Raw genomic sequence first — 13,217 nt, 5'->3', positions numbered from 1 at the left:
CAAGAACGCGGCCCGAACGCCGCACCTGGTGACATCAGACCTGCCTATCCAATAACCAACAAAAAGGCGAACCCATGTCAGGCAAATTCAAGAAACAGTTATCGCTGCTGGACCTCACCTTCATCGGCCTCGGCGCCATTTTCGGCTCCGGTTGGCTGTTCGCCGCCAGCCACGTTGCGGCCATCGCCGGCCCGGCCGGCATTCTCTCCTGGTTCCTCGGCGGCTTCGCCGTGCTGCTGCTGGGCATCGTGTACTGCGAACTGGGCGCCGCCCTGCCCCGCGCCGGTGGCGTGGTGCGCTACCCGGTGTACTCGCACGGCCCGCTGCTGGGCTACCTGATGGGCTTCATCACCCTGATCGCCTTCTCCAGCCTGATCGCCATCGAGGTGGTCGCCTCGCGCCAATATGCTGCCGCCTGGTTTCCCGAACTGACCAAGGCCGGCTCCAGTGACCCCACCGTGCTTGGCTGGCTGGTGCAGTTCGCCTTGCTGGGGCTGTTCTTCTTCCTCAACTACCGCAGCGTGAAAACCTTTGCCAAGGCCAACAACCTGATCAGCGTGTTCAAGTTCATCGTGCCGCTGCTGGTGATCGGCGTGCTGTTCACCTTCTTCAAGCCGCAGAACTTCACCGTGCAAGGCTTTGCCCCCTTCGGTTTGTCTGGCGTGGAGATGGCCGTATCGGCCGGTGGCATCATCTTCGCCTACCTGGGCCTGACACCGATCATTTCGGTGGCCAGCGAAGTGAAGAACCCACAGCGCACCATCCCGATTGCGCTGATCCTGTCGGTGCTGCTGTCCACCGCCATCTACGCCTTGCTGCAACTGGCCTTCCTCGGCAGCGTACCCACCGAAATGCTGGCCAACGGCTGGGCCAGCGTAACCAAGGAACTGGCCCTGCCCTACCGTGATATCGCCCTGGCACTGGGGGTGGGCTGGCTGGCCTACCTGGTGGTGGCCGACGCCGTGATCTCGCCCAGTGGCTGCGGCAACATCTACATGAACGCCACCCCACGGGTGATCTATGGCTGGGCGCAAACCGGCACCTTCTTCCGCTACTTCACCCGTATCGACGCCGAGTCCGGCATCCCGCGCCCGGCGCTGTGGCTGACCTTCGCGCTGTCGGTGTTCTGGACCCTGCCCTTCCCGTCGTGGGAGGCGCTGATCAACGTGGTGTCCGCAGCCCTGGTGCTGAGCTATGCCGTGGCCCCGGTCAGTGTCGCCGCGCTGCGCCGCAACGCCCCCGAGATGCCGCGCCCGTTCCGGGTCAAGGGCATGGCGGTGCTGGGCCCCCTGTCTTTCATCATCGCCGCACTGATCGTGTACTGGTCGGGCTGGAATACCGTGTCCTGGCTGCTGGCCCTGCAAATCGTGATGTTCGTGCTGTACCTGGTGTGCAAACGCTTCGTACCGACCCAGCACCTGACCCTGGCCCAGCAAGTGCGCAGCTCGGCGTGGCTGATCGGCTTCTACGCGGTGATCATCCTGCTGTCCTGGCTGGGCAGCTTCGGCGGCCTGGGCGTGCTTGGCCACCCATTCGACACGGTGGCGGTGGCTGTCAGTGCGCTGGGCATCTACTACTGGGGTGCCGCTACCGGCGTGCCTGCCCACCTGGTACGCCTTGAAGGCGAGGACGAAAGCGAAGCCAGCCAAGAGCCGCTGGCAGGCCAACGCCCGGCCGCGCTGGCGCGGTGAAGGGCTTTACCTGTGGGAGCTGGCTTGCCAGCGATGAGGCCCGCACCAGCAGCACATGACCATACAGATCAAACAGGGACAGGCCCATGAAACAGATACACGTCATCGACTCCCACACTGGCGGCGAACCTACCCGCCTGGTGATGCAGGGCTTCCCGCAACTGCACGGCCGCAGCATGGCCGAGCAGCGCGACGAACTGCGCGAGCTGCACGACCCGTGGCGCCGCGCCTGCCTGCTGGAGCCACGCGGCAACGATGTGCTGGTGGGCGCGCTGTACTGCCCGCCAGTGTCTGCCGACGCCACCTGCGGGGTGATCTTCTTCAACAACGCCGGTTACCTGAACATGTGCGGCCACGGCACCATCGGCCTGGTCGCTTCGCTGCAGCACCTGGGCCTGATCGCACCCGGCGTGCACAAGATCGACACCCCGGTCGGCCAGGTCAGCGCCACCTTGCATGAAGACGGCGCCGTCACTGTCGCCAACGTGCCCGCCTACCGCTACCGCCAGCACGTGGCGGTGGACGTACCCGGGCATGGCGTGGTGCATGGCGACATCGCCTGGGGTGGCAACTGGTTCTTCCTGGTTGCCGAACACGGCCAGCGCATTGAACTGGATAACCGCGAGGCCCTGACCGCGTACACCTGGGCCATGCTCAACGCCCTGCAAGCGCAAGGCATTACCGGCGAGCACGGCGCGCCCATCGACCACGTCGAGCTGTTTGCCGACGACGCCAACGCCGACAGCCGCAACTTCGTGATGTGCCCCGGCAAGGCCTACGACCGCTCGCCCTGCGGCACCGGCACCAGCGCCAAGCTGGCCTGCCTGGCGGCCGACGGCAAGCTGGCCGAGGGCCAGACCTGGGTGCAGGCCAGCATCACCGGCAGCCAGTTCCAGGGCCACTACCAGCGCGACGGCGAGCGGATTCGCCCGTTCATCACCGGCCGCGCCTACATGACCGCCGACAGCACCCTGCTGATCGACGAACAGGACCCATTCGCCTGGGGCATCTGAGCCCCGCCTTTTGACCCACCCGAATTTCGCCAGGAGTAACTTGCATGAACAACAACATCTTCACCGGCACCATGCCCGCCCTGATGACCCCGTGCACCGCCGAGCGCAAGCCGGACTTCGACGCGCTGGTGCGCAAAGGCCGTGAACTGATCGATGCCGGCATGAGCGCCGTGGTGTACTGCGGCTCGATGGGCGACTGGCCGCTGCTGACCGAGGCCCAGCGCCAGGAAGGCGTGGCACGCCTGGTGGGCGCCGGCATCCCGACCATCGTCGGCACTGGCGCGGTGAACACCCGCGAGGCGGTGGCGCATGCCGCCCACGCCGCCAAGGTTGGCGCCGCCGGGCTGATGGTCATCCCCCGCGTGCTTAGCCGCGGCGCCTCGCTGATCGCGCAAAAACACCACTTCTCGGCCATTCTCGCCGCGGCACCGAAGCTGCCGGCCGTGATCTACAACAGCCCCTACTACGGCTTTGCCACCCGCGCCGACCTGTTCTTCGAACTGCGCAGCGCATACCCCAACCTGATCGGTTTCAAGGAGTTCGGCGGTGGCGCCGACCTGCGCTACGCCGCCGAACACATCACCTCCAAGGACGATGACGTGACCCTGATGGTCGGCGTCGATACCCAGGTGGTGCATGGCTTCGTCAACTGCAACGCCACCGGTGCCATCACCGGCATCGGCAACGCCCTGCCGCGTGAAGTGCTGCAACTGGTAAGCCTGAGCAAGCAGGCGGCCAAGGGCGACGCCCGCGCCCGCCGCCTGGCGCGTGAGCTGGAAGCGGCGTTGGCGGTGCTGTCGTCGTTCGATGAAGGCTGCGACCTGGTGCTGTACTACAAGCATTTGATGGTGCTCAACGGCGATCGCGAGTACAGCCTGCATTTCAACGAGACCGACGCCCTGACCGACGCCCAGCGCAATTATGCCGAGCAGCAGTACGCCCTGTTCCGCACCTGGTACGCCAGCTGGTCGGCCGAGCAGAACCTGGCCTGACGTATGGCCTGCGCGGTCTCTTGCAGGAGCGGGCGTGCCCGCGAACACCGGCGCAGCCGGTGCCAGACACCGCGTCGCCTGCTTCGCGGGCAAGCCCGCTCCCACAATGAATCGCGCAGGCTTTTCAAATCCCCAAGGAGGCTCCATGACCCTTACAGGCAACCTGCTGATCGGCCACACCCCGGTAACCGGCACCCGCGCGGCGATCCACGCCGTCAACCCGGCAACCGGCCAGGCGCTGGAACCACCCTACTTCGGCGGTAGCGGCGAACAGGTGGCCCAAGCGTGCGCCCTGGCCTGGGCGGCGTTCGATGCCTACCGCGAAACCTCGCTGGAACAACGGGCCCACTTTCTCGAAACCATCGCCGCGCAGATCGAAGCGCTGGGTGATGCCCTGATCGACCGGGCCGTGGCCGAAACCGGCCTGCCCAAGGCGCGCATCCAGGGCGAACGCGGCCGTACCTGCACCCAGCTGCGCACCTTCGCCCGTGTCGTGCGCGCCGGTGAATGGCTGGATGTGCGCATCGACCAAGCCCTGCCCGAACGCCAGCCGCTGCCGCGCAGCGACCTGCGCCAGCGCCAGGTGGCCTTGGGGCCGGTGGCCGTGTTCGGCGCCAGCAACTTCCCCTTGGCCTTCTCGGTGGCCGGCGGTGACACCGCCTCGGCATTGGCTGCAGGCTGCCCGGTCGTGGTCAAGGCCCACAGCGCGCACCCCGGCACCAGCGAACTGGTCGGCCGGGCCCTGGCGCAGGCGGCGCAACAGTGCGGCTTGCCAGAAGGTGTGTTCTCGCTGCTGTACGGCGCCGGCCATGAAGTCGGCATCGCGCTGGTCAGCGACCCGCGCATCCAGGCGGTTGGCTTCACCGGCTCGCGCAGCGGTGGCATGGCGCTGCGCCAGGCTGCCCAGGCACGCCCGCAGCCGATCCCGGTGTATGCCGAAATGAGTTCGATCAATCCGGTGTTCCTGTGCAACGCGGCCCTGCAAGCCCGCGGCGAAGCACTGGCGCAAGGCTTTGTCGCGTCGCTGACCCAGGGCGCCGGCCAGTTCTGCACCAACCCGGGCCTGGTGATCGCCCGCCAAGGCCCGGCCTTGCAGCGTTTCATCAGTGCGGCCAGCCACCACCTGCAACAGGCGGCTGCGCAAACCATGCTCACCCCGGGCATTTTCAGTGCGTACCAGGCCGGCGTCGCGGCCCTGGCAGAGAACGCCAATGCCCAGCCTGCCGCCAGCGGCCAGGGCAGCACCGGCCCTAACCAGTGCCAGGCGCAACTGTTCGTCACCCAGGCCGAGGCCTTCCTTGCCGACCCGGCGTTGCAGGGCGAGGTGTTCGGCGCGGCCTCGTTGCTGGTCGCCTGCAGCAGCGATGCGCAGGTGCGCCAGGTTGCCGAGCACCTGGAGGGCCAATTGACCGCCACCCTGCACCTGGACGAAGCCGACATCGACAGCGCCCGCGCCCTGCTGCCCACCCTGGAACGCAAGGCCGGGCGGCTGTTGGTCAACGGCTGGCCGACCGGGGTCGAGGTGTGTGACGCAATGGTGCATGGCGGCCCGTTCCCGGCCACCACCGATGCGCGCACCACTTCGGTGGGTACAGCGGCGATCCTGCGTTTCCTGCGCCCAGTGTGCTACCAGGACTTCCCCGATGCGCTGCTGCCACAGGCCCTGCAACAGGCCAACCCGCTGCAACTGCGGCGCCTGCTGGACGGTAAACGGGAAGGCTGAGCATGCACGAAACCGCTGAAACCGATATCGCCGTGGTGGGCGCCGGCATCGTCGGCGTCGCCTGCGCCCTGCAACTGGCCCGTCAGGGCCGCCGGGTCACCCTACTCGACCGCCAGGCGCCCGGCCATGGCGCCTCGTTCGGCAATGCCGGGCACCTGGCGACCGAGCAAGTGTTCCCGATTGCCGACCTGTCGATCCTCAAGCGCCTGCCACGCATGCTGCTCGACCCCATGGGCCCGCTGCGGCTGGACTGGAAGTACCTGCCCAAGGCCATGCCGTGGTTCACCCGGCTGCTGCTTAATCTGCGCCCAGCGCCGTTCCAGCGCAGCGTGGCCGGCATTCGCCGGTTGAACGAAGCCAGCCTGGGGGCCTGGCAACAGCTGCTGGGCTCGATCGGGCGCAGCGAGCTGTTCCACGCAGCGGGCTCGCTGCTGGTGTTCGAGCGCCCCGAATCACGGCAGGCGCTGGCGGCGTTGCAGGCGCGCCTGCAACAGCAGGCCGTGCCGGTGGATTACTGGTCGGCACACGCCGTACGCGCAGCCGCGCCCCAGTTGAGCGAGTCGTTGCTTGGCGGGTTGTTTTTCCCCAGGACCGGGCATTTCATCGACCCCTACCGGGTGGTCTGCGCGTTGTTCGAGGCGGCCAAGGCCAGCGGCGTGCGCTTTGTACAAGCGCAGGTGGAGGGTGGCCACCTGCACAGCGGCGGGGTCAGCCTGGCCAGCGCCCAGGGCACGTTCAACGCCCGCCAGGTGCTGCTCAGTTGCGGTGCGCATTCGGCACGGCTCACCGCGGCCCTGACCGGCAAACGGGTGCCGCTGGACACCGAGCGTGGCTACCACCTGATGCTGCCTGGCGAACACCAGCGCCTGCCCTTTGCGGTCACTTCGCTGGAGCGCAAGTTCATCATGACCCCCATGGCCGAAGGCCTGCGCCTGGCGGGCACGGTGGAGTTCGCCGGGCTGGAGGCGCCGCCGAGCATGCAGCGGGCGTGGCAGTTGCACCGCTTGAGCAAAGGCTTGTTTCAGCAGGAGCTGAGTGTTGAAGGCGCCACGCCGTGGATGGGCTTTCGGCCTTCGCTGCCCGATTCACTGCCGGTGATCGACCGTGTGTGTGACGGGCGGGTGCTGTTGGCGTTCGGGCACCAACACCTAGGGTTGACCCAGGCGGCGGTCACGGCGCAATGGGTGGGGCGTTTGGCCGAGCGGGCTGGCGGGGCCGAGCTGGCGGCTTACCGGCTGGGCCGTTTTGGGAGATTCTAGGGGCTTGCCGATGGCATCACTCGGCGCGGCATCTTCAGGGTTTGGGAGATCGAGCGCCGCCCGCGCGGCGCATCGCGAGCTGGCGCTCGCTCCTACGTTTGTTTCTGGCCAATTATGCCTGTGGGTGTTGCGCGCGAACGCCTTGGTGTATGGCGCGATATCGCGTCGTACGAAAAGGCGGTCGCGTGCGCCTGACACAGGATGGACTGGCCCGAAACAAACGTAGGAGCGAGCGCCAGCTCGCGATGCGCCGCGCGGGCGGCGCTCGATATCAGCGATAACGCTCAAGCCAGTGCGCATAAGGCGCCGGCAAGGTCCAGGAGGCTTTTTCCACCCCCAGCTCCTTGGCCGCAAAGTAGGCCCAGTGCGGGTCGGCCAGGTGCGCGCGGCCTACCGACACCAGGTCCAGCTGGTTGGCCTGCAATGCCGCTTCGGCCAGTTGCGGGGTACCGAAACCCCACGCCGACGTCACCGGCAGCTTGGCTTCACGGCGCACACGCTCGGCAATCGGCCCCATGAACGCCGGCCCCCAAGGGATGTTGGTATCAGGGATGGTAAAGCCGACACTCACGCTCAGCAGGTCCAGGCCGCCAGCCTTGAACCGACGCGCCAACTCGATCGACTCTTCCAGGGTCTGCTCATCACGGCCGTCGTATTCCAGCACGCCAAAACGCGCCGTCAGCGGCAGGTTTTCTGGCCACACTTCACGTACTGCCGCCAGGGTTTCCAGCAGGAAGCGGCTGCGGTTGTCGAAACTGCCACCGTAGGCATCGGTACGCTTGTTGGAATGCTCGGAGAAGAAGCTCTGCCCCAGGTAGCCGTGGGCAAAGTGCAGTTCGATCCACTCGAAGCCTGCATCGCGTGCACGGCGGGCGGCATCGACGAAGTCCTGCTTGACCCGGGCGATGTCGTCCAGAGTCATGGCACGCGGCACTTTTGGCAGGTGTGCACCAAAGGCAATGGCCGACGGGGCAATGGTTTCCCAGCCGCGGGCATCGTCGGCGGCAATATGGTCGTCACCTTCCCAGGGCCGGTTGGCGCTGGCCTTGCGCCCGGCGTGGGCGATCTGGATGCCCGGTACCGAACCTGCTGCCTTGATCGCCTGTACCACCGGTACGAACGCCTGGGCATGGGCGTCGCTCCAGATGCCGGCGCAGCCGGGGGTAATGCGCCCCTCCGGTGCCACCGCCGTGGCTTCGACCACCAGCAAGCCGGCACCGCCACGGGCCATGCCGGCCAGGTGCACATGGTGCCAGTCGTTGATCATGCCGTCCTCGGCCATGTATTGGCACATCGGCGGAATGGCAATGCGGTTGCGCAGGGTGACGTCCTTGAGGGTGTAAGGTTGGAACAACGCGGACATGGGAAACTCCCGGGCTATATGGATACGATTGTTCGATCATAATCGAACTATGGCAATAATGGAAACCCCCGGTATCATGTGCAGCATGCGAGCCTATAAACATCCCAACCCTGAAGACCTGGTGCTGGAGCGCCTGCTGTACGCCCTGAGCGACCCCGTGCGCATGGGCATCGTGCGCCAGCTGGCCGGTGTGGCCGAAGCCACGTGCGGCGAACTGGACGGCGGCCGGCCCAAGTCGAGCATGTCCCACCACTTTCGCGTCTTGCGTGATGCGGGGTTGGTGCATACCCGCAATGTGGGCACAACCCATATGAATTCGCTGCGCAGCGAAATGCTGGAGGCCCGCTTCCCGGGGTTGCTGGCGTGCATTCTGCGCCAGCAGTAATACCTGCCCTGCGCCGCAAACAGCCCCGAACAGGCAACAAAAAAGCCACGAGGTCACCCCCGTGGCTTTCGGTCACAACCTGGCGGCCAATTACAGCGCCATGTCGTTCTCTGGCTTGCTTTCAACCGGTTGGCTTGGCGCAACGGTGGTACCGACGCTGGCGTCGATCACCGGTGGCTTCTCCAGTTGCAGTACTTCAGCGGTGTAGTTCCACTCTTTCTGGGTGGCCGCTGCCGAATCATTGAGCTTGGTGCCGTAGCTCGGAACGATCTGCTTGATCTTGGCCTGCCACTCTGGGGTAGCGACCTTCTCCTTGAACACGGTTTCCAGCACGTTGAGCATGATCGGCGCAGCGGTCGAGGCACCTGGCGAGGCGCCCAGCAGGCCTGCGATGGTGCGGTCTTCGGAGGCCACCACTTCGGTACCCAGCTTCAGCACACCACCCTTCTCGGCATCACGCTTGATGATCTGCACGCGCTGGCCGGCCTGCCACAGTTTCCAGTCTTCCTTCTTGGCGTTCGGGAAGTAGGTGCGCAGGGCTTCGAAGCGGTCGTCGTCAGACAGCATCAGCTGGCCAGCGAGGTACTCCACCAGCGGGTACTGCTCGATACCGACCTTGGTCATCGGCCACACGTTGTGGGGGGTGGTGGTGCTCAGCAGGTCCAGGTACGAACCGTTCTTCAGGAACTTGGTCGAGAAGGTGGCGAACGGGCCAAACAGGACCACGCGCTTGCCGTCCAGCACGCGGGTGTCCAGGTGCGGTACCGACATGGGTGGCGCGCCGGTCGAAGCAATACCGTAGGCCTTGGCCATGTGCTGCATGGCCACGGTCGGGTTCTCGGTCACCAGGAACGAGCCACCCACCGGGAAGCCTGCGTATTCCTTGGCTTCTGGAATGCCCGACTTCTGCAGCAGCTTCAGGGCACCACCGCCGGCACCGATGAACAGGAACTTGGCGTCGGTGGCCGACTCGGTACCGTCCTTCAGGTTCTTGTACTCGACGTGCCAGGAGCCGTCCTTGTTGCGGGTGATGTCCTGCACTTCGCTGGACAGCTTCAGGTCGAAGCCTTTCTGGGTTTGCAGGTGGCCAACGAACTGGCGGGTGATCTCGCCGAAGTTCACGTCGGTGCCGATTGGCGTCCAGGTCACGGCCAGCTTCTGGTTCGGGTCGCGGCCTTCCATCATCAGCGGGACCCACTTGGCGATCTGCGCGTGGTCCTCGGAGTACTGCATCGGGCGGAACAGCGGGCTGGCCTGCAGCGCGTCGTAACGCTTCTTCAGGAACTTGATGTTGTCATCGCCCCAGACGAAGCTCATGTGCGGGGTGGTGTTGATGAACGAATGCGGGTTCTTCAGCACGCCCTGGCGGACCTGCCACGACCAGAACTGACGGGAAATCTGGAAGGCCTCGTTGATTTCGATGGCCTTGGAGATATTGATGTTGCCGTCTTTGTCTTCCGGGGTGTAGTTCAGCTCGGCCAGCGCCGAGTGGCCGGTACCGGCGTTGTTCCAGCCGTTGGAGCTTTCTTCGGCCACGCCGTCCAGGCGCTCGACCATTTCCATCGACCAGCTTGGCTCCAGCTCGTGCAGCCACACGGCCAGGGTGGAGCTCATGATGCCGCCGCCGACCAGCAGTACGTCGACTTTCTTGGTTTCTGCGGCGTGCGCTTGCATGCAGCTTGCAGCGACAGCCAGACCCAGCAAGGTCTTGCCAGCTTTCTTGAACATTGATCAATTCCAGTCATAAGAACAGAGGGAGGGCCTGTGGCTGGCCCAAGTAAAGCGTGTTCTTCAGCGCAGGCTTGTTATTGATCATTGTTCAGCAGCTAGAGAACGAGAAAACGACCCTGCCTTTTGTCGAATTGACTGACTTGGCTGAATCGTTTTGCCGATTGTACTTGAAATGCCTGCACAAACAAATTGCAGCCCTTTGCGTCAAGGCGGCAGGTTGTCCCATGGCGCGCAGGCAAAACATCTTGCCGATTGCAGTTCAGCACAGACTGAACGCCGAAGGCATGCCCTTGGCGCATTTGCTGCAAACGCTCGGGCGCTATCGCCATGGGCACCTGGGCTGGCACCCGGAGGTGGCCACGTTGTCGGTGATGGAAGCGTTTCCGCTCAACGACACCGACCGGGCGCTGGAATTGCTGCAAGCGGCACTGCCGGTGCGGGTGCAGCGGTTGACGCCGTGGTGGGTCACAGTCGAGCCGGCTTGATACCTGAACACCTTTGAACCCAGCGCCTTGCATCGCGCTGGATTCTTCGCGGGCATGCCCGCTCCCACAGAGACAGCGTGAACGCGAAGCCGGCGCAGTACCTGTGGGAGCGGGCGAGCCCGCGAAGCAGGCGACGCGGTGTTCATCAGTTATGAAAAATAATGCCAAGCCAGTTCCCTTTTTCCAATCGCGTTCGGTTAACCCGGCATAGCCCGTCCAACTCACCTTACCGACTCCAGAGACCCGCATGCCGACGCCCTTCCAACCCGTGCTTCGCCTGGCGCTTGCCGCGCCCCTTTCGCTGTGTGCCGCCGCACCGCTGATGTTGCCGGCCAACCTGGCCCAGGCCGAACAGCCCGCCGAAACCCGCTTCGATATCGCCCCCGGCTCGCTGGCCAGCGCCCTCAACCAGTTCAGCAGCCAGGCCGGCATCTACCTGGCCGGCAGCAACGAGTTGGCCGCCGGCAAGCTCAGCCAGGGCCTGCAAGGCCGCTACAGCGTGGCCCAGGGCCTGGCCCGCCTGCTACAGGGCAGTGGCTTGCAAGCGGTTGCACAAGGCAACGCCGGCTATGTGCTGCAACCGCTGGCCGAGGGCAACGCCCTGCAACTGGACGCTACCGCGATCAATGCAGCCACCCTGCTGGTCAGCAACGGCCAGAGCGACACGGGTTACCGTGCGGTCGCCAGCAGCACGGCCAGCAAGACCAGCAGCGCCCTGGCCGATACCCCACGCTCTGTCTCGGTGGTGACCCGCCAGCGCCTGGACGACCAGCAGTCACAAACCCTCACCGAAGTGCTGGGCTATGTGCCGGGCATTTTCTCGCCGCCTTTCGCCGGCGGCGATGGCCAGGCCGGCGACCTGTTCTTCATCCGCGGCTTCAACGCTACCGATTACGGTTATGGCCTGCTGCGCGACGGCCTGCGGGTACAGGGCAACCGCTACGACACCAGCAGCGAACCCTATGGCCTGGAGCGCGTGGAGGTGTTCCGCGGGCCGACTTCGATCCTGTACGGTGAAAACGCCCCCGGCGGCGTGGTCAACCTGGTCAGCAAGCAGCCCACCGCCGAGCCCCGCGGGGAAGTGCAACTGAGCTACGGCTCGCACAACCGCCGCCAGCTGGGCGTGGACATTTCCGGGCCATTGACCGATGCGGGCAATGTACTGGGCCGCCTGGTGATGCTGGGCCGCAACGCCGATACCCAGGTCGACCACCAGCCCGACGACCGCCTGTACCTTGCCCCCTCGCTGACGCTGAATTTCGATGATGACAACAGCCTGACCGTGCTGGCCACCTATCAGCGCGACCGCACCCTGATGGAGCTGGGCTTCCCCGCCGCCGGTACCCTGCTGCACAACCCCAATGGCAAGATCGACAAGGACCAGTTGTCCGGCAACCCGGACTGGGACAACTTCGAGCGGGAAACCTGGAGCCTGGGTTACGCGTTCAGCCACCGCTTCAACGACACCTGGCAGTTCCGCCAGAACTCGCGCTACCTGCAGTCGCGCATCGACCGCCAGGAAATGTGGCCAGGCAACCTGAACGACAACGGCTTCGGCAGTACCCTCGGCAACACGGCCTACGACCGCTATAACAAGTCCATCGCCTACTCGCTGGACAACCAGTTCGAAGGCCACTTCACCCCCGGCGCCTTCGACCACACCGTGCTGGCAGGGCTGAGCCTGGACCGGGTCAACAGCCAATACCGCAACAAGGCAGGCACCCTCAACGCCGCGGCCGACATGAACTGCTGGGACAGCAAGTTCACCTGGCAAACCGGCGTGATGTACCAGTTCGACAATGGCCTGTCACCGTACGCCAGCTATGCCACCGCCTTCGCCCCGACCCAGCAGACCGAAAGCAGAAGCGGCCCACTCGACCCCACCACCAGCGAGCAGTACGAACTCGGCATCAAGTACGAACCCAAAGGCTGGAACACCGCCTTTACCGCATCGGTGTTCGACCTGCGCAAAAAGGACGATGTGCTCTACGACGCGGCCGTGGGTGACTACCGTCAGATCGGCGCCAGCCGCGCCAAGGGTGTGGAGCTTGAACTGAACAGCGACCTCAGCGAGCACGGGTGACGTAACCTTGGTCGACGCCAAGGTAGGCTACGCGATAGACGACAACTGGTCGGTAGAGGTGAACGCGCGCAACCTGTTCGACAAAGAGTACGTGGCCGGCTGCAATAACGCCGGGCGCTACTACTGGGGTGAAGAGCGCACCTTGCTCGGCACCGTTTCGCTGCGCTGGTAACCCTTGCCGGGAAAACAAAAACCCCCGGCCATTTGCATGACCGGGGGCATTGGATCACGCCGCAAGGGGCGCGATCAGGGTACCGCCAAGATTACTGCTGCTGAGGCAGTTTATCGATCGGGCCGCAGCCACCGATGATCTTGGAGATGGAAACCGAAGGGTGGAACAGGTAGTCGTAGGTGCAGTTTTTCGGTTGGTTGTAAACCTGGCCAGTGCAACCCGACAGCAGGGCAACACCCGAAACGACAGCAACGGCTACAGTGGCCTTGAACAGCTTTTTCATTACTAAGTCCTTTAAATGAAACATTTGCGGCCATCGT

Annotated in this window: 9 protein-coding genes and 2 pseudogenes; 8 read left to right on the top strand and 3 right to left on the bottom strand. The window is 64.9% G+C overall.

The window, feature by feature from the left end:
* Positions 1–74: 74 nt before the first annotated feature.
* The 5 genes from FPB55_RS06905 to FPB55_RS06885 all read left to right on the top strand — a co-directional run bounded on the left by FPB55_RS06905 (position 75) and on the right by FPB55_RS06885 (position 6,678).
* Positions 75–1,691 (top strand): APC family permease, encoded by a 1,617-nt coding sequence (locus tag FPB55_RS06905; protein WP_144187859.1) that lies wholly within the window; start codon positions 75–77, stop codon positions 1,689–1,691.
* 86 nt (positions 1,692–1,777) lie between these two features.
* Positions 1,778–2,704 carry a 4-hydroxyproline epimerase gene (locus FPB55_RS06900; protein WP_144187857.1) on the top strand — a complete coding sequence of 309 codons (927 nt, stop codon included), beginning with the start codon at positions 1,778–1,780 and terminating at the stop codon, positions 2,702–2,704.
* A 44-nt stretch (positions 2,705–2,748) separates the two neighbouring features.
* On the top strand, positions 2,749–3,696 hold the full coding sequence (locus tag FPB55_RS06895; protein WP_009683314.1) for a dihydrodipicolinate synthase family protein: 948 nt from the start codon (positions 2,749–2,751) through the stop codon (positions 3,694–3,696).
* Between the two features lie 145 nt (positions 3,697–3,841).
* Positions 3,842–5,419, top strand: a complete 1,578-nt coding sequence (locus tag FPB55_RS06890) for an aldehyde dehydrogenase (NADP(+)) (RefSeq protein ID WP_144187855.1) — start codon at positions 3,842–3,844, stop codon at positions 5,417–5,419.
* A 2-nt stretch (positions 5,420–5,421) separates the two neighbouring features.
* Positions 5,422–6,678, top strand: coding sequence for an FAD-dependent oxidoreductase (locus FPB55_RS06885; protein ID WP_029886569.1), 1,257 nt, complete (start codon positions 5,422–5,424; stop codon positions 6,676–6,678).
* A 271-nt stretch (positions 6,679–6,949) separates the two neighbouring features.
* Here FPB55_RS06885 and xenA read toward each other — a convergent pair whose 3' ends face one another.
* Positions 6,950–8,041, bottom strand: coding sequence for a xenobiotic reductase XenA (gene xenA / locus FPB55_RS06880; protein ID WP_029886570.1), 1,092 nt, complete (start codon positions 8,039–8,041; stop codon positions 6,950–6,952).
* Positions 8,042–8,090: 49 nt separating this feature from the next.
* Between xenA and FPB55_RS06875 the strand changes: the two genes are divergently transcribed.
* Positions 8,091–8,426 (top strand): helix-turn-helix domain-containing protein, encoded by a 336-nt coding sequence (locus FPB55_RS06875; RefSeq protein WP_029886571.1) that lies wholly within the window; start codon positions 8,091–8,093, stop codon positions 8,424–8,426.
* 90 nt (positions 8,427–8,516) lie between these two features.
* Here the strand turns inward: FPB55_RS06875 and mqo are convergent, their stop codons facing one another.
* Positions 8,517–10,154 (bottom strand): malate dehydrogenase (quinone), encoded by a 1,638-nt coding sequence (gene mqo / locus FPB55_RS06870; RefSeq protein ID WP_009681756.1) that lies wholly within the window; start codon positions 10,152–10,154, stop codon positions 8,517–8,519.
* 266 nt (positions 10,155–10,420) lie between these two features.
* On the opposite strand from mqo, the pseudogene FPB55_RS06865 reads away from it, so the two are divergent.
* Positions 10,421–10,642, top strand: a pseudogene (locus FPB55_RS06865) (iron dicitrate transport regulator FecR); the annotation flags it as partial.
* Between the two features lie 247 nt (positions 10,643–10,889).
* Positions 10,890–12,897 (top strand): annotated as a pseudogene (locus FPB55_RS06860) (TonB-dependent receptor).
* Between the two features lie 91 nt (positions 12,898–12,988).
* Here FPB55_RS06860 and FPB55_RS06855 read toward each other — a convergent pair.
* Positions 12,989–13,180, bottom strand: coding sequence for a YhfL family protein (locus FPB55_RS06855; protein WP_003254720.1), 192 nt, complete (start codon positions 13,178–13,180; stop codon positions 12,989–12,991).
* Positions 13,181–13,217: the final 37 nt, after the last annotated feature.

It is taken from the genome of Pseudomonas sp. BJP69 (assembly GCF_007633355.1).
Lineage (GTDB): Bacteria > Pseudomonadota > Gammaproteobacteria > Pseudomonadales > Pseudomonadaceae > Aquipseudomonas > Aquipseudomonas juntendi.
The sequence above is the reverse complement of the archived record's forward strand: the minus strand, read 5'-3'. Positions and strand labels throughout refer to the sequence as shown.

Bases quoted from the DNA above. Each gene is read 5' to 3' on its own strand.
- FPB55_RS06905 (WP_144187859.1), top strand. From the start codon at position 75: ATGTCAGGCAAATTCAAGAAACAGTTATCGCTGCTGGACCTCACCTTC.
- FPB55_RS06900 (WP_144187857.1), top strand. From the start codon at position 1,778: ATGAAACAGATACACGTCATCGACTCCCACACTGGCGGCGAACCTACC.
- FPB55_RS06895 (WP_009683314.1), top strand. From the start codon at position 2,749: ATGAACAACAACATCTTCACCGGCACCATGCCCGCCCTGATGACCCCG.
- FPB55_RS06890 (WP_144187855.1), top strand. From the start codon at position 3,842: ATGACCCTTACAGGCAACCTGCTGATCGGCCACACCCCGGTAACCGGC.
- FPB55_RS06885 (WP_029886569.1), top strand. From the start codon at position 5,422: ATGCACGAAACCGCTGAAACCGATATCGCCGTGGTGGGCGCCGGCATC.
- xenA (WP_029886570.1), bottom strand. From the start codon at position 8,041: ATGTCCGCGTTGTTCCAACCTTACACCCTCAAGGACGTCACCCTGCGC.
- FPB55_RS06875 (WP_029886571.1), top strand. From the start codon at position 8,091: ATGGCAATAATGGAAACCCCCGGTATCATGTGCAGCATGCGAGCCTAT.
- mqo (WP_009681756.1), bottom strand. From the start codon at position 10,154: ATGTTCAAGAAAGCTGGCAAGACCTTGCTGGGTCTGGCTGTCGCTGCA.
- FPB55_RS06855 (WP_003254720.1), bottom strand. From the start codon at position 13,180: ATGAAAAAGCTGTTCAAGGCCACTGTAGCCGTTGCTGTCGTTTCGGGT.